The following is a 16,151-nucleotide window of genomic DNA, read 5'->3' on the forward strand; positions in this document are numbered from 1 at the left end:
TATAGTTTTAGAGCTTTTGCAGTTCTCGCAGCAACGTCTGGTGGAACAGCGCCGGCTCTTCCATCTGTGGCGCATGGCCCAGACCGGGGAATTCCACCAGCGTGGAATGGGGAATCAGCTTGGCCACCTGCTTGCCCAAGACGCCGTAATGCCCAACTTTCGCCTTGACCTGCGGCGATGCAATGTCGCTGTTGATCGCGGTGGTATCACTGGTGCCAATCAGCAATAGGGTCGGAACCTGCAAATCCTTGAACTCGTAGTACACCGGCTGGGTGAAGATCATGTCGTAGATCAGTGCCGAGTTCCACGCGACCTGTTTCTGTCCAGGCCCTTTGTTGATGCCCACCAGCATCTCGATCCAGCGCTCGTACTCGGGTTTCCAGCGGCCTGCGTAGTAAGTCTTGCGCTGGTAGTTGCGCGCACCTTCGGCCGTCATCTTCAACTCGCGCGCATACCACTGGTCCACGGTGCGATAAGGCACGCCGAGGGCTTTCCAGTCTTCCAGGCCGATGGGGTTGACCATCACCAGTTGTTCCGTCTGGTCTGGATAGAGCAGGGCGTAGCGAGTGGCGAGCATACCGCCGGTGGAATGGCCAAGAATCGTGGCCTTTTGAATGCCGAGTTTTTCCAGCAGTTGGTGCGTGTTAAGCGCCAGTTGCTGGAAACTATATTGATAATGATCGGGCTTGCTGGAGGTGCAAAAACCGATCTGGTCAGGCGTGATGACACGGTAACCAGCGTCGCTCAAGGCCTTGATCGATGCGTCCCAAGTGGCGCCGCAGAAGTTCTTGCCGTGCATCAGCACCACGCTGCGGCCGTTGGCTTTGCCCGTGGCAGGTACATCCATATAACCCATCTGCAAGGATTTGCCCTGGGACTGAAAGTTGAAATGCTCAACCGGATAGGGGTATTGGAAACCTTGCAACTCTGGGCCGTAGGTGGGGTTTGCGGTGTCGGCGAGGGCGGGAAGGGCGAGTGTGGCCAGCAGGCCGGTGAGGTAAAACGTTCGAGCTAGAGGCATCGGAAGTCTCCGGAGAGGGTTGATTGAAGGCGGTGTGGGAGGATTAACCGGTTAGACCCACTGCAGGGTCAACACGGCCAGCACGGCATAACGGGCGGCTTTGGCAAGACTGACGATCAGCAGAAACCGCCACAACGGTTCACGCATCACCCCAGCCACCAATGTGAGCGGGTCGCCGATGACGGGCATCCAACTGAGCCATAACGACCAATGCCCCCAACGCTGATAATGACCGCGGGCCTTTTCCAATTGCGTTGCACTGAGGGGAAACCAGCGGCGCTCCTTGAAGTGCTCGACGGAGCGGCCCAACAGCCAATTGACCAGTGAACCAAGGACATTGCCCAGCGTCGCGATCGCAAGCAACCATCCCAGTGAGTAGTCGCCACTGAGCAGCAGGGCCACCAGCACCGTCTCCGATTGCAACGGCAACAGGGTTGCCGCGCCAAAAGCGCTGATAAACAGTCCCGCGTAACCGGCCCACATCAATCAGTGAGCCGGATAATCAGCCACCACGACGTCTTTGCCGTCCCGGGTCAAACCAATGACTTGATAAGCCTCACTCATGCCGTCCATTTCCATCCCGGGTGAGCCCATCGGCATGCCGGGCGCGGCGATGCCTAGCAGGTCATCGCGTTTGCGCAGGGCCATTACCTGGTCGGCAGGAACGTGGCCTTCGACGAACTTGCCATCAATCACCGCCGTATGACAGGAGGCCAGCCGCGGGACAACGCCCAGGCGTTGCTTGACCAGGCTCATGTCTGCTTCAACATGGTCGTTGACCTTGAATCCGTTGCTTTCCAAATGACTGATCCACTGCTTGCAGCACCCGCAATTGGCATCACGGTGCACATCAATAGCGATCAAGTCGGCGGCCTGGGCCAGCGAGCTGATGAACAGGGCTGACAGGAAAGTCAGGCGCAGAGGGTTTTTCATAGAGGTTTCCATCCATTACGGACACTGCAGAGAGCACGCATTCTCCGCGCTTTTGGGTTATCGGTGAGGAGGTTTTGTTTCGAAATCATACGAAAGTGGGACAGTCCCGAAATCCCTGCAGCTTAGCCTCGGGCGATTGTCGGCAAACTGAGGTGGAGATGACAATTGTGTCAGGTCAGGAAGTTTCCAGACGCTGTTTGAGACGATCCAGCGCCTGATTCGATAGTTCAATCATGCGCGCGTGCAAGCTGGTGAGTTGCAACTCGGTCTCATAAGTCAGAATCCGCTTGAACAGAGTGCCGCCGCCCTGTGACTGGAGCAGGTAGTGAATGCAGCCATCGACGGCCAGCGAGGTGAACACCACCCGGAACTCCCGTGGCGCAACCGCGACTTGCACCCGGTGACTCATGGGCACACGCACGCCCAGCAAGTCGATTATTTCGGTGAACCGTTGTCCAGCAGCCAGCGAGCCTGTCGTACCGGTATCGGCACTCAAGGACGTCGGATGCCACTCCTGCCAGCGATCCGGCTGGGTCACATAGTCGTAGACGGCTTCTATAGGGGCCTGGATATAGCGTTCCTGGCTGATCCGCTCAAGGCGAACCGGGTGCTCAACTGAATTCATGACACACCTCCTGTACGGCTAGGAACTTTCAGGATAGACCGACTCCCGCACAACGCACGGGAGTCGGCCGGGTATCTTCAGCGCACCTTGAAGCGGCTCATCAGGGCGATCACTTGGCTGTTGGCCTGCACCAGGGTATGAGTGTTGTGCGCGGCGGCTTGACCGCTTTGGACCAGCTCGTCGACCATCTGTCGGATCTGCACCATGCTGCGATTGATCTCTTCGGTGACTGCACTTTGTTGCTCGGCCGCGGTGGCGATCTGGGTACTGAGGTTATTGATGTGACTGACCGAACCGGCCATTTCATCCAGCCCCGTATTGACCCTCGCCGTGGCGTCCGCCGCCGACTGACAACTGACTTGGGTGTTTTCCATCGCGGTCACCGAAGAATTGACCCCCAGCGTCAGGCGGCCGAGCATTTCATTGATTTGCGAGGTACTGGCCTGGGTCCGGGCGGCGAGGGCGCGCACTTCATCGGCAACCACCGCAAAGCCACGTCCCTGCTCGCCGGCCCGCGCCGCTTCAATCGCTGCGTTGAGTGCCAACAGGTTGGTCTGGCCAGCAATCGCGCCAATCACGTCCAGGGTTTCAGTGATGCGCTGGGCGTCCTGGCGCATGTTTTCCACGGTCTGGGTGGCACTGGACACTTCACCGATCAAGGCTCCGACACTGCGCGAGGCCTCATCCACCACCAGCCGCGAACGGTCAGCGTGTTCATTGGCGCGCTGAGTGAAGGCAGCCGTCTCGGCGGCGTTTTCAGCCACCGTATCCGCGGTCGAGCTCATCTCGTTGATAGCGGTCACGGTCTGATCGGTCTCCGAGGCGTGGCGCACCAGAATCTGATTGGTCTGGACCGAGGCCTGCTGCAATTGCGCCAGGCTCGAGGACATGGCCCCCGTGGCCTGGGTCACTTCACCGATCATGTTTTGCAGATAGATAATAAAACGGTTGACTGAATGCCCAATGGCACCCAGCTCATCTTCGGCGCGGACGGTGATCCGTCGGGTCAGGTCAGCATCCCCCGTAGACAGCGCGTCAATGTTGGTCTTCAGGGCTTTCATCCGCTGCACTAACTGACGGATGGCGTAGACCTGCAGCAGCACCAGCAACAAGACCATGGGGATTTGCAGCAAGCTCAGGGTTCCCAGCACATCATCGCGCTGGGCGGTGATCAGTGAGGTGGGCAGGGCGGTGGCCAGGAACCAGGGCGTACCTTCAATGGGGCGCATGAAAAACGTGCTGGCTACGCCCTGATTGTCGAATTCACTGCGTTGCAACGGTTGATCACGATGGGCCAGGCCAGCGCTGACCTGCGCGGCAAAGGCCGAGGTGGCCGTCAGTTCGCTGATGTTTTTCAACACCTGCGGGCCGCTGATCCGCGAGCTGTTGCTAATGATTTTGCCGTCCCCCTCGACGATCAGCATCTGCCCGCCGATGTCTTTCTCCTTGCTGGCCACCAGATCGTTGAAGAATCCCAGCGTCACATCAATGGTGGCGACACCGTAAGGCACGCCATCGCGTGCAATGGCCATGGCGCAATTGGTGCGTGGCTGGGCGCTGGCGTCATCCTTATAAGCCGCGGCCCAGGCGCACTGGCCAGCAGGCGATTGCAGGCCACCCTTGTACCAGGTCTGGTCGTAATAGTTGGGGGCCGCGTCACTGTTCCAGAAAGTGTTGACTATCAGCTTGCCCGAGGCATCACGGTGCCAGAACGTACTGTGTTTATTGCGCCCCGGGGTGCGCTGGTCGGGTAGGGGCCAGATGCCGCCACCAAATACCTTTTGTTCGCCGTACTGGTCCACCAGCCCCGGCAGGACCTTGTCGATGGCATCGCTGTCGAGCAGGGGGATGGTCTGGGTGATGCTACGTTGCTGAGACTGGACCTTGTTCAATTCGCCCTGAATCTGTTCGGCCACTTCCGCAATGCGGTTGAGGGCGACCTGTTCTTCGGTGTGACGCAACTTGGGGGCCACAAGTTGGCCGATGCCAACCACGGTCAAGATGAATAACAGCAGGACGAACAGTACGAGAAACAAGGTGTAGCGAGCTTGAATGGAGCGTAGTGAGGGCATGGGACGGTCCTTGCGAAGCGTTTATTATCGACGCAGCTTTTTAAGAGCTTCATAGAAGTATCGGCTTGGGAGCAAGGAGCTTTAGGTACGATCGTACAAGAAAGTAACGCGGGCTGAGCCAGGCATTGAGCCGCGGACGCACACGCCGGCGATTCAATGGCAGCGGGTTAAATCTGATAGTGCTTCAGGTGCCTTTTCTGGCGAACCTTGCGGCCTGTCAGGGCAACCAGCCGGGCCTCCCACCGTGGATCATATAACGGTTAAAAACAGACAAACGGTGGCACTACCTGTCAGATATGACAGTAGACACATGTCCTTCTGCAGCGCCAACTATTAATACCCTATTGAACTTATGCTAAATCCCCGCACTGATTTCACTGCACGATTAAGCGTAATTGATAAAAGGGAAGCGGTGTTTTGCAGGAGTCTTGATTGGCAAGGCTCAACTCAAGGAATCAAGATTATGTGCGCAGCTCCTGTCGCTACGAATGTGACTATTATAGGTGAGCCCACGCCCGGAGGTACGGTGCGGGGGAGTTATTTTTATGAACACTCACAAGCGGAATCAGGTTCGACATATCATTGGTATATTAACAGCAAAAAATATCTAACTACGAATGATTCACTGGATTTTTCAATTACTGCCGCCATGGCTGGCGCAAAAATCAGATTCGCCGTTGTGCCCATGTCAGCCAGTGGTGAATCAGGGGTAGAAACATGTTCTCTAGAAATTGATGTTTTCAACGGCTATCAGAATATTACCGAAGAGGAAAATCGTAATAGCTTTATGTCACAAACAGGGCAGTACTCGTTTTACGCTCCCGATCCAAAAGATCGAGTTTTCGTTGCCAGTGCTGCGGCATTTTCACTCACTGATGGCACAACGCAAAGCGTCCATGTCAAGGGCCTAAAGGCGTTTGGCGGAGAGCCTCCGGAAGAAATTAAAACGTACTTAAAAAACAACCCGGCCACTCGAATGTTTTCAACCGAACGTGATTTCGCAGCGTTAGTTCCGGTTTTAGGCAGCACCAAGCGCCTGCTGTTATGGGGCGAAAATATGAACAATATCCCCCCAGAACTTGATCTAAATAATGTTAAATCTGTCTATGCTAACCGTACCGCCATTGCATTTATTTATGACAGTCCGCCACAGGAAAGTAATAAAATTGGCGCTATCGGCGATGCCGCGAATGGAGGCCTGGTACCGGCGACAGTTCAACAAGCCTTATTCTTCGACCCACCTAGGGCAATCTACGCAACGGAAAACGCTTTTGCGGTACTCACATCTAAAGGCCGTGTTCATACATGGGGAAGCGCTACAGGCGGTGGGGTGATAGGTGATGCTGAAACTACTTTAAAGAATATAAATGTTGAAAAAATTGTTGCCACGGCAAGTGCATTCTGCGCAATCGGACCGTACGGCAACGGGGATCCTGAGATAAAACACCCTGTGGTTTGGGGGGACGCGGTGGGAGGCGGGGTCCTGCCACCCGAACAGCTTGAGCAAATCTTCGATCTAGATGGCGTCGTTCAGGTAGTCGCCAATCGCAATGCTTTTTGCGCTATCACCAAAAAGCGGGGAAAAGCGATCAGCTGGGGGGGCGCAGACTATGGCGGGACAATGAGTGAAGCGGCCCTGAATTTGGCCTCCCGTGGCAATATTTTATTATGTCGAGGCTCGGCTTGGGCGTTTTGCATGGTTAATAGTGCCGGAGAGTCCGAGTCTTGGGGCCAGGCGGGTTATGGTGGCGGCACACTGGAAGATGGTACAGCAGAAGAAAATGATGCTGGCAAAGTGTTGGATCAGAGTGGACAAAAACAACGTATCCAGACGCTGTTCAATGAAATGAAGGTTGAAAGTTGGTACGAGAGAAATAGGGCTCTGCCGTTGCATCAATGTATCTGTGAGCCTGACTCAATGCTTGGAAGTAATCCATCTGAAATTACACTACCTGATGGAGGAACCATTAATTTTTACGCCAATGATGCGAGTTTTTTCATGGTGGCAAAGGAGCCGGATGGTAGTACCAAAGAATTATTCAGTTGGGGGCAGCCGACAGGTGGCGGCACTATTCCTACCGATGTCTGGCAAGTACTGAGGGCAAGTTTAATAACCGCTGTATATTGTACTAACGGCGCTTATGGGGTCATCAGCACTCAAGGTTCCGTCACTGGCGCGGTCAACGCATTTGGTGGGGGCACCGCTAACGAAGATGCCGGAGAAATTCCAGAGGAGCTGGCAGACTATTTGCGGCACGACGTGCGCGGGCTCTACTCGATGAAATTTATGCCGCCGGCCTATCCGACCAGTTCACGACTCGCCTCGGCATTTGCAGCCAGAAGAGCCGATGGTAGTTACGCCATATGGGGTGGTGGAACTAATGTGGTTGACGAGTTATTCGTCCCCTCTTCTTAGTGCAGAATCACACGTGAGGAAAGTCTGATGGGATGGAACCCCACAGACTTTCAGGAAATACGTACTGTGTTTTCAGCAGGAAACTCACTCTAGAGATGACAAACATGAAAAAAACCAAAAGCTCTGCTCCCTCAGTCCTGGCCCCAGTCGCCCTTGATGTGGAAATAGTGGGCGACGTCAATGTGGGCTCGACTGTACGCGGGTTCTACACTTATGATAGCCAGGGAGGTGATCCTGAGGGACTCTCTCTGTTCTATTGGCATATCAATGGCGAACGGCTGACGGATGAAGGGCAACTCGACTTTAAACTCCAGTCTGCCGACGCTGATAAGCAATTGCAGTTTTCTGTCATTCCGGTTAACTCGGTTGGCGAGCAGGGCCCCGAGGTATTTTCGAAAGCCTATTTAATAAGTTCAGGTTTCCAAGGTATCTCTGATGAGGAGAATGAATGGTGCTATTTAAAGCAGCGCGGAAATTTTTCCTTCCACATTCCTGAACCTTCAGACAGGATATTTGTTTCCACAGGCGGGGTATTCGCACTGCTTCATCCCCCTACTGGCGATATTCATCTCGAGGGGCAAACTGGCTGGGGGCTACCGGTCCCTCCTGAAATCATAAATTTCCTGAAAAACAACAAAGCGGTAAAACTGTTTTCTTCAGAGGTCAGCTTTGCCGCGCTTGTACCTGTTGCCACCTCCAACCAACTGTTGTGCTGGGGTAATACTGTTCCGGCCAATCTGCCTCCTCTGCAGGGAGTCAAGTCGGTCTACAGCACGCGAAGCGCGTTTGCATTCATTTACGAAAATCCTGCTGACGGAGAGAACAGGATTGGCGCCATTGGGCTATTAAATAATCCTGCCGCGACGGTTCCGGACGATATCCAGCTAGCGTTGTGGTTTGACCCACCCGCCGCGATCTACACCGCCGATGATGCATTTGCCGTCCGAACTGAACGCGGCAAGGTTTATGCGTGGGGGCAGCCCAACAACGGCGGAAGCATTCCTGCGGATGTCAGGGCACAACTGGATAACATGTTTATTACGAGGATCGTGGCGTCGGCGGTTTCCTTCTGTGCAATAGATGAGTTCGGGGACATAGCCGTGTGGGGGCAAGCCACAGGCGGGGGTACCATTCCACCTGACAGGTTGCAAAGAATTCTCGACGACGGCGGCGTACAGTCTGTCATTGCCGCGACCGCGGCATTTTGTGCCATTACCCGTGACAAACGCCGGGCTGTCAGCTGGGGCAGGGCGGTTGAAGGGGGCGATATGCATGCCAGCGCCCAAGCGCTGGCGACGAGAGGGAATATCGTTATCTGCAAGGCTGCCCGGTGGGCGTTTATTATGGCCAACGAAAGTGGCCAAGCCCAAGCGTGGGGGGCTCCTCTCTATGGTGGCGCCCCGCTCCCGGCTAAAGCCAAAAGGGAATATAAAGCTGCCTTGCAGGCCGCCCAACCCTCGCCCGGCTACCCACCCCGCAAGGGTGATAAGAATAACGTGCAAAGACGACGCAGAAACGTCTCTTCCAGAGTCAATACTAACGATGGCTATCTGAACTTGTACGCAAACGATGTCAGTTTTTTTCTGCTCGGCCGTTATCACGATGGTCGAACCAAGTCGATTGTGCTGACGGGATATGCCACTCATGGCGGTACGATGAACACGGCGTTATATCAAACACTGATGGCCAGCCTGATTCGCGACGTTTACTGCACCAATGGCGCTTATGGGGTCATTACCACTCAAGGCGGGACCGAGGGAGCGGTTTCTGTATGGGGAGCAACGTTGGCAATGGAGGATGCGGGCGAGATTCCTCCTGAGCTAGCGGAATTCTTGCGCAGTGGTGTGGTGGAGTTGTATTCCATCAAGCGTTTTCCATACGTGACACGTCCCGTTCCACCGCCGCCACCGCCGCCACCGCCTAGACCGGAGCCCATCGACCCATCTTTCGCCGCAAGACGAACAGATGGCACTTATGTGCTATGGGGAGGCAATGTGGATAATCAACATTACGATCCGAGCGCAAAATAATACACCTCACCCGGCGACAGGAAAAAATAACCCGCGTATATCGCGGGTTATTTTCGTGTCGCTGTTTACCGTGGCTTTGGCTGGTGTGATATTACCAATGAGGCAAACTGTTCGCTGCTTGCCTCACTGCGGCCGTCAGACCGCTCCGGATTGCTGCGTTTGAGCTCAATGTATCTCCCGAACCTGGATTCTATCCATGAAGAAGGTCGTATCCCTATTGATTGAGAAGGAAATTTTCGCGGTCTGGCTTTGGATGGGAGGCGTTGCCGGCGTCGTGAAGGTGTGGCTGAACTTCTCCCAATTTCGGTCAGGCGTCACCGATTTAGGGACTATCACGCCTGCAAATTCAATCTTGGCCGTGGTTTGAGAGGCATCGCCCGTCGTCTTGCAATAAAAGCTGACTTCATACTGTGTGTTTGCCTTTAAATCGATATAGCTTTTTTGCACCCCAGGCTCCAGGTTGTCGGAAGCGCTCTTTGAAGCCCGCCAAACCACATTTTCCGCCCCCTCCACGACAAGCGCCCCTCGTCCATCGACAACGTTAGCCCACCCATTCCAGTTGTAACCGAAGAAATCTGTCAGGTCGCTGAAGTAATCAACTCGAATGTTGTAGGTTCGGGTGGGGAAGGGAACCGCAAACGCAATATCCTGGCTTTCACTGAAACCTACCGTTACCTGAATAGTCAGCGGCGAAGCGTTTTTCAGTCGTTGTAACGCCTCAATCGGCGCAGGAGGTCGTAACCCGAACTGCGCATCGTCTTCCCCCAGTCTGTGGGAGGTATAGGTCATTTCGCTGTAAGGTTGGTCATCGGCAAACGTCCCCCGATATTCCATCCAGACACGACTGTCAGGGTGAATGAAATCCCAGGGTGCGGTCAGGGTGCGTGCACCTTCCAGCAGATTAGACAGCACCAGATCTTGCTCATCGCCTATGCCTTCGATGAAGGGCGCGGGCAGGCCTGTGAGCGGCAATAAGTTCAGAACCACGGTCTCGGATTCGTACCGAAAGGTGCCGCGGGTGAAGTGATACAGAACACTCACTTGATTACCGCCCGCACGAAGCCCCTGGGCAACGACACGCGCAGGAATCAGCGCCGATACGACGCCCGTGGCAGGCTCCCCTTGCACGGGAACCGTTATGCTGCCAATACCGTCGGCGGCCAACCACTCGACTTGAATCTAATCGGTCACCAGCATCGGCTGGTACTGCACCCTCACATGGGCCCCGTCGAGTGCAGCCAATGGATCAAGCTGATCCGATGACGGTTGGGCTTCCTCGACTACGGGGCGCTCCAGTTGCACACCGATGCCTACTGTCAGGTTGAGCACTTCCGAGCGCAGCGTCAGCAACGGTTCGGTTCGCTGCAGGCTGTAGCTGATGCGCAGGCTGCCGTTGAGGTTGTTGTCCAGAATGAGTCGATCAACTGGAAACACCAAGGGCTGGCCTGCGGTACCTCCATTGATCTGAATGGTGTTACTGAGCGAGCCGTCAATGCCTGAGCCGATGCAGTTCCAGTGGATCAAATCCCCGGTAAGTGTGCCGGTATAGGGCAACGTCAAGAGTACACTCGGCCCCGGGACATCTGCCGGGTTGATGTTATTCCCCTGGACGCCTTGCAGGATGGGCACGGGCATTTCGGCGATTCGCTCGCCCACCTGAGCTGCAAACTCCTGCGATTTGCGAATCTCCAGGGTCCCGCTCCCAACATCACGGGCTGCGCCGTCGTTGACCTGGTAGTAAAAATACACCGTGCCCAGCCCATTGAAGCGCTGCAACGTTTCTTTGGTGACCGTCCGAATGCCGCCCTGAACGTCCGCCAATTGGGGCTGCGTGTAAAGTTCACTGCCGCCGCCCGGTTGCCGGTACTCGATGACGAGCGTCTCGAGCCAGTCCTTGTTGTGCGGTTGGTAATGAGGCAGGGTGACGGTCACGTCATGGTCGGGGTCGATCATCCCGAGCTCAATGGGCGCCACAGTGACAGCCGGCATCAACACCAGCGTACCGATGACGGTAACCGTGGTACTGCCGGATAATGCCGAGCTGTCGGGCTTTAACCACTGGAACGAGACCCGAAATGAACCACCCACCAACGACCCGATGGTCTCGCGGGCAATCGTCACGTAAGTAACCCCCAGGTTTTCATCAATGACCTCGGGTAACGGGAATGCCTGGTGTGTGCCATCTGCCAGGGTGGCAAACAAGGTCACTGCGATTTTGTAGCTGGGAACCGGGGCGGGAAATTGTCGAGGTGTCAAGGCGAGCACTTCAAACGTCGACTCAGCTTGGGCATCAAAGTCGACCTGGGTGGATTCAGCCCCATCGATCAGGAAAATCGGCGGGCTCAGCAGGCTCGGATCCAGCTCACTGTTCAGCGTATAGGCTTTGGAGTACTGATACTTCTCTCCAGAAAAATTCCCCACCACGTCCCGCACGCGAAAACGCAGAGTCAGTTCGCCGAGTTGACCGCCTTGATCAATAATCGCCTTGCTGACAAAAACCCGGATGGCACCTGCCTCGGCGGCTTCAGCGGGACTGACGGTGTGCTGGACGAAAATACCGTCCCAGGACAGTTCGATCACGTCGTTCTTGCGCACATGTTCATAACGTTCGATCAAGCACCATACGCCGTCACGGGTATTCTCCGGATTGACGATGGCGCCTTCCGGAAAGCCTTCAACGTTCATGACCAACCCTGTATGCCACTCGCATCCAGGGTCTCGATCGGTCCCGCCAGGGCGGGTGCTCTTGATCAAATAGATCTGTGGGGGCGAGGTGCTTTCCTGGTTGCTAGCGACCCGCAGGAGTCGACCGAAAACGCTGATCTCGCCTTCGGGCACATGTTCTTTGGGAACGAACAGCTCATAACGGGCGCGATCATCCTGGGTGATATCCGCCGCTGCAGGATTGTTCGGGTCATTGAGGTGGATGGCATAGTAATCGTTGAGATTCCAGTTGAACCACTTCTCGAAGACCCAACGGGCGTGCGAGTCAACGTGGCGTATGCCCATCCCCCAGATGCCGGCTTCAGGATAAAGGGCCGCTGTCAGGTCGACGGCAGGGTAAGCCGAGTAGGGCGGATCCAGATCTTCGATCCGGCGAGATACCTGGGGTGTGGCGGGTGCCTGGCCGGAGGAAGGCTGATTCGCTTGTCCGTCAGACAGTTGAGGCGTTAGTGGAAAGGACATGGGGACGCTCCTTGCAGAGGAAATTCGCTTAGGTGCGAACGTATGCGCACGCAAGGCAAAGGAGACGTCAGTACCAGGTACAGTGTCTAGCTGTCAGAATTGACAGTTACGACGAATGGCAAGCGCAGGCAAGGCCCAGACGCCTGGCGTGTAGCGAGTTTTCGGCGTCAGCAAGGGCTACTGGGCAGCCCTTGCTCAGGTCAGTCCGCAGCGCCTACAGCTGATAGTGCCGCAGTTCCCTGGCGATCACCATTCGCTGAATCTCGCTGGTGCCTTCATAAATCTGGGTGATGCGTGCGTCGCGGTAATAGCGCTCAACCGGGTAATCCTCCAGGTAGCCGTATCCGCCATGGATCTGCATCGCTGAAGAACAGACTTTTTCAGCCATCTCGGACGCGAACAGCTTGGCCTGGGAGGCTTCCGACAGGCAGGGTTTGCCGGCACTGCGTAGACGTGCGGCATGTAGGATCAGCAGGCGTGCCGCATTCAGGCGGGTCTGCATGTCGGCCAACAGGTTGGCAACGCTTTGGTGCTCGATGATTGCCCTGTCAAATTGCACCCGGTCACGGGCATAGGCCAACGCTGCTTCAAAGGCTGCGCGAGCGATACCCAACGCCTGCGCGGCAATCCCGATGCGGCCGCCTTCCAGGTTGGACAAGGCGATCGCCAGGCCTTTGCCGCGTTCGCCCAACAGGTTGGCTTCGGGTACCGTGCATTGATTGAGGGTGACGGCGCAGGTGTCCGAGGCGCGGATGCCCATTTTGTGCTCGGTGCGGTCCACGGTGAAGCCCGGTGTGTCGGTCGGTACCAGGAACGCGGAGAGCCCCTTTTTACCCAACTCGGGGTCGGTCACGGCAAACACAATGGCCAATTTGGCCCGCTTGCCATTGCTGACAAACTGCTTGGCGCCGTTGATCACCCACTGGCCGTCGCGCAGTTCGGCGCGAGTCCGCAGGTTATGGGCTTCGGAACCCGCCTGGGGTTCGGTCAGGCAAAAGCAACCGATGGCCTGGCCACTGGCAAGTTCGGCCAGCCAGGTTTCTTTCTGCACTTGTGTGCCGTAGTTGAGAAGTGGGCCGCAACCCACTGAATTATGGATACTCATCAATGCGCCCGTGGCGCCATCACCGGCGGAAATTTCTTCCACCGCCAGCGCGTAGGCAACATAGTCAACATAGGTGCCGCCCCATTCCTCCGGCACTACCATGCCCAGCAGGCCTAGTTCGCCCATCTTTGCCACCAAGGCATCGTCGATCCAGCCGGCTTTTTCCCAGGCTTGGGCATGGGGCGCGATTTCGCCACGGGCGAAGTCACGGGCCATGTCGCGGATCATGACTTGTTCTTCTGTAAATTCAATATCTTGCATTACATAGTTCCCGTTTTACTGGAAGTCGCTGAAGAAGCTGTCGACGTGCTCGGCACTGAGTGCCCGCACGCTCGACGGATTCCAGCGTGGGGATTTGTCCTTATCGATCAACAGGGCACGCACGCCTTCGATCAGGTCGCCACGGGCGAACCACTGGCGGTCCAGGTGCAGTTCCAGGGCAAAGCACGCTTCCAACGCCAGATGGCGTCCACGGCGTAGCATGTCGAGGGTGACAGCCATGGCCAGCGGTGAGCGGGTCTGCATCAACTGTGCGGTGCTCAACGCCCATTCATGGCTGTCGGCCACGGTCACCGCCTGCAGTTGCTCGACAATGCTCGGCACATCGGGCAGCGCAAAGAAATGATCGATCGCCGGACGCAACACAGCCAACGGCGCATCAGGTAACTGCTGCTGTCCGAGCTTGGCCAAGACGCCCTGAAGATCCTTGAGAGGCGAGTCCTGCCATTGCAGGCGATCGAGGTTTTGGTCCAGTTGCGCGAGCTTGGCGCTGTCCAGATACCAGTCGGCCAGCCCGCAATACAAGGCGTCGGCGGCACGAATCTGTACCCCGGTGACGCCGAGGTAGGTGCCCAGCTCGCCGGGAATCCGCGACAGGAAATAACTGCCTCCCACGTCCGGGAAATAGCCAATGGCCACTTCCGGCATCGCCAGTCGGCTGCGCTCGGTGACCACTCGCAGGTCCGCGCCCTGGACCAATCCCATGCCGCCACCGAGAACAAATCCGTCCATCAGCGCAAGCACGGGTTTACGGTAATGATGAATCAACAAGTCAAGGGCATACTCCTCGACGAAAAAGTCTTGGTGCAGGGTGTCGCCATTTTTGAAACTGTCGTAGAGCGAGCGGATATCGCCACCGGCGCAGAACGCCTTTTCGCCCGCGCCGCGCAGCACCACGGCAAGCACCTGCGAATCCTCAGCCCAGGCGCGAAGATGCCCGGTGAGGCTGCGAACCATGTCCAGGGTGAGGGCATTGAGGCCGGCAGGACGATTGAGGGTGAGGTGGCCGATGTGGTTGCGCACTTCGGCGAGGACCTCGTCTTGAACGGATTCGGCGCTGCGCGTCGCCTGTGATGGAGCCTGAGCAGTCATCTGTAACTCCCTGCTTTTATTGTTCTATAGCCAAATGTTCGCGGACGAACCATCTCCGGATCCTACCAGTGCAAATTTGCCCGCTACAAGTCGGAATCCTGCAGGTCGTCTTTGCATTTATGCAGTGGAGCGATCGCTGAAGCCTGGCTCTACACGCGTTCCGCCAGGACTTCGCCAATGCTGCGGCGGCGGGCATGGTCTTCGGCGATATGGATCAGTTGTTCCAGTTCAGTCGGGGTGACGTCGAAAAACTGCTCCATCTGCGCCAGGGCTTGCTCCAGGTCGACCGCGGTGATCTTCGGGTCGACTTCCCGGGGACGTGTTTCCAGCACCAGCGCGGGTTCGCTGGCACCCTTGGGATAACGGGTGCGGGTCAGGTTGTTATAAGCCAGTGCCGTGAGCAGTAACGTACCAGCCCCGAGCATGACGGGGCCGACTTCCAGCCAACCCAGGGCGATGGACGCCGGATCGGCCAGCACCAGGGTCATTGCCAGGCCACCGGATGGCGGGTGCAGGCAACGCAGCCAGCACATCAGGATCAACGCCATCCCCGCAGCGAGGCAAGCACTGCCCAAGGAACGCCCCAACACCCGGGCCACCAGCAAGGCCACCACACTGGCACACAAGTAACTGCCGACAATCGACCACGGCTGGGCCAAAGCCCCCGATGACACGGCAAACAACAGCACAGCCGATGCACCCAACGGACCCAGCAAGTGCAGAGCGACCTCAGGACCGAACACCTGGGCGCATACCCAGATACTGAACAGGGTGCCAAGTGCCATGCCAATTGCGGCACGGCTCCATTCGGCGGGACGAGTATTGATGGCAGCGGGTAACCAGCGAGCGAGCATTGCAAAAACATCCAATCTAAAAAGCGGGCGAAAAAAAGGGCCTTTCGGTTTCCCGTAAAGCCCTTCGAATGTTCCTGCATTTGGGGGAGGAACCGACGCAGTGTGCCGACCTGACTGGCTCATTTCCAATGCATATTAATGCAGGTCAAGTGCATTAATTTTGCTTGATCAATCCTTTCATTCCCCCACCGGTGTCCGTGGCCCGGCTGGCACGCTGACCTTGCCCAGCACTCGTTCGTGATTCTCGGCATTGATCAGCAGTTTCTGTACATTTTCCCGCAACTGCGGGTCATTGGCTAACGGCCCCTTGAGCGCGACGAGGGCATCGCGCAACTCCATCAATCGATTCAGGGAGGGAACCTGTATATAACCGACATTCACACGCTCACCACACAGGGTTGCAGGGAATGCGGAGACACGCGATTGCTTATCAGACACAAGAGTATTCCTCTGAAAAATAGATGTGCCCTGGATAGCTCGGCTTGAGTCGCTTTCAGCTGTTTGTAGCCGCTGAACGAAAGTATGCAGGTGGTGGTAA

The 16,151-nt window shown here is 56.4% G+C and carries 13 protein-coding genes; 2 read left to right on the forward strand and 11 right to left on the reverse strand.

What is annotated here, in order from left to right; translation table 11 throughout:
• Nucleotides 1–7 precede the first annotated feature (7 nt).
• The 5 genes from BLU75_RS09850 to BLU75_RS09870 all read right to left on the reverse strand — a co-directional run bounded on the left by BLU75_RS09850 (nucleotide 8) and on the right by BLU75_RS09870 (nucleotide 4,651).
• Nucleotides 8–1,021, reverse strand: a complete 1,014-nt coding sequence (locus BLU75_RS09850) for an alpha/beta fold hydrolase (RefSeq protein ID WP_084376765.1) — start codon at nucleotides 1,019–1,021, stop codon at nucleotides 8–10.
• A 51-nt stretch (nucleotides 1,022–1,072) separates the two neighbouring features.
• A complete protein-coding gene (locus BLU75_RS09855; protein WP_084376764.1) occupies nucleotides 1,073–1,504 on the reverse strand; it encodes a YqaA family protein in 432 nt (143 codons plus the stop codon).
• A 3-nt stretch (nucleotides 1,505–1,507) separates the two neighbouring features.
• Entirely contained in the window at nucleotides 1,508–1,954 is a 447-nt protein-coding gene (locus tag BLU75_RS09860; RefSeq protein WP_084376763.1) for a DUF411 domain-containing protein, read from the reverse strand.
• A gap of 175 nt (nucleotides 1,955–2,129) precedes the next feature.
• Entirely contained in the window at nucleotides 2,130–2,579 is a 450-nt protein-coding gene (locus BLU75_RS09865) for an SRPBCC family protein (RefSeq protein WP_084376762.1), read from the reverse strand.
• 77 nt (nucleotides 2,580–2,656) lie between these two features.
• The gene (locus tag BLU75_RS09870; RefSeq protein ID WP_084376761.1) at nucleotides 2,657–4,651 is read right to left on the reverse strand and encodes a methyl-accepting chemotaxis protein; all 1,995 of its coding nucleotides are present in this window, start codon (nucleotides 4,649–4,651) and stop codon (nucleotides 2,657–2,659) included.
• 490 nt (nucleotides 4,652–5,141) lie between these two features.
• Here BLU75_RS09870 and BLU75_RS09875 point away from each other — a divergent pair, with 490 nt between their 5' ends.
• On the forward strand, nucleotides 5,142–7,067 hold the full coding sequence (locus BLU75_RS09875) for an RCC1 domain-containing protein (protein ID WP_172832070.1): 1,926 nt from the start codon (nucleotides 5,142–5,144) through the stop codon (nucleotides 7,065–7,067).
• A 104-nt stretch (nucleotides 7,068–7,171) separates the two neighbouring features.
• The gene (locus BLU75_RS09880) at nucleotides 7,172–9,097 is read left to right on the forward strand and encodes an RCC1 domain-containing protein (protein WP_130909193.1); all 1,926 of its coding nucleotides are present in this window, start codon (nucleotides 7,172–7,174) and stop codon (nucleotides 9,095–9,097) included.
• 165 nt (nucleotides 9,098–9,262) lie between these two features.
• On the opposite strand, the gene BLU75_RS09885 is transcribed toward BLU75_RS09880, so the two are convergent.
• From BLU75_RS09885 to BLU75_RS27830, 6 genes are all read right to left on the reverse strand, one after another.
• A complete protein-coding gene (locus BLU75_RS09885) occupies nucleotides 9,263–10,261 on the reverse strand; it encodes a carbohydrate binding domain-containing protein (protein ID WP_084376758.1) in 999 nt (332 codons plus the stop codon).
• 15 nt (nucleotides 10,262–10,276) lie between these two features.
• Nucleotides 10,277–12,283 (reverse strand): hypothetical protein, encoded by a 2,007-nt coding sequence (locus BLU75_RS09890; protein ID WP_084376757.1) that lies wholly within the window; start codon nucleotides 12,281–12,283, stop codon nucleotides 10,277–10,279.
• Between the two features lie 214 nt (nucleotides 12,284–12,497).
• Nucleotides 12,498–13,649 carry an acyl-CoA dehydrogenase family protein gene (locus BLU75_RS09895; RefSeq protein ID WP_084376756.1) on the reverse strand — a complete coding sequence of 384 codons (1,152 nt, stop codon included), beginning with the start codon at nucleotides 13,647–13,649 and terminating at the stop codon, nucleotides 12,498–12,500.
• Nucleotides 13,650–13,664: 15 nt separating this feature from the next.
• Nucleotides 13,665–14,759, reverse strand: coding sequence for an enoyl-CoA hydratase/isomerase family protein (locus BLU75_RS09900; protein ID WP_084376755.1), 1,095 nt, complete (start codon nucleotides 14,757–14,759; stop codon nucleotides 13,665–13,667).
• A 149-nt stretch (nucleotides 14,760–14,908) separates the two neighbouring features.
• Nucleotides 14,909–15,613: an HPP family protein gene (locus BLU75_RS09905; protein ID WP_084376754.1), complete on the reverse strand. Its 705-nt coding sequence runs from the start codon at nucleotides 15,611–15,613 to the stop codon at nucleotides 14,909–14,911.
• Nucleotides 15,614–15,790: 177 nt separating this feature from the next.
• Complete coding sequence (locus BLU75_RS27830; RefSeq protein WP_231982636.1) at nucleotides 15,791–16,051, reverse strand: type VI secretion system contractile sheath small subunit; 261 nt, start codon at nucleotides 16,049–16,051, stop codon at nucleotides 15,791–15,793.
• Nucleotides 16,052–16,151: the final 100 nt, after the last annotated feature.

It is taken from the genome of Pseudomonas mucidolens (assembly GCF_900106045.1).
Classification (GTDB): domain Bacteria; phylum Pseudomonadota; class Gammaproteobacteria; order Pseudomonadales; family Pseudomonadaceae; genus Aquipseudomonas; species Aquipseudomonas mucidolens.

Bases quoted from the DNA above. Each gene is read 5' to 3' on its own strand.
- BLU75_RS09850 (WP_084376765.1), bottom strand. From the start codon at position 1,021: ATGCCTCTAGCTCGAACGTTTTACCTCACCGGCCTGCTGGCCACACTC.
- BLU75_RS09855 (WP_084376764.1), bottom strand. From the start codon at position 1,504: ATGTGGGCCGGTTACGCGGGACTGTTTATCAGCGCTTTTGGCGCGGCA.
- BLU75_RS09860 (WP_084376763.1), bottom strand. From the start codon at position 1,954: ATGAAAAACCCTCTGCGCCTGACTTTCCTGTCAGCCCTGTTCATCAGC.
- BLU75_RS09865 (WP_084376762.1), bottom strand. From the start codon at position 2,579: ATGAATTCAGTTGAGCACCCGGTTCGCCTTGAGCGGATCAGCCAGGAA.
- BLU75_RS09870 (WP_084376761.1), bottom strand. From the start codon at position 4,651: ATGCCCTCACTACGCTCCATTCAAGCTCGCTACACCTTGTTTCTCGTA.
- BLU75_RS09880 (WP_130909193.1), top strand. From the start codon at position 7,172: ATGAAAAAAACCAAAAGCTCTGCTCCCTCAGTCCTGGCCCCAGTCGCC.
- BLU75_RS09890 (WP_084376757.1), bottom strand. From the start codon at position 12,283: ATGTCCTTTCCACTAACGCCTCAACTGTCTGACGGACAAGCGAATCAG.
- BLU75_RS09895 (WP_084376756.1), bottom strand. From the start codon at position 13,649: ATGCAAGATATTGAATTTACAGAAGAACAAGTCATGATCCGCGACATG.
- BLU75_RS09900 (WP_084376755.1), bottom strand. From the start codon at position 14,759: ATGACTGCTCAGGCTCCATCACAGGCGACGCGCAGCGCCGAATCCGTT.
- BLU75_RS09905 (WP_084376754.1), bottom strand. From the start codon at position 15,613: ATGCTCGCTCGCTGGTTACCCGCTGCCATCAATACTCGTCCCGCCGAA.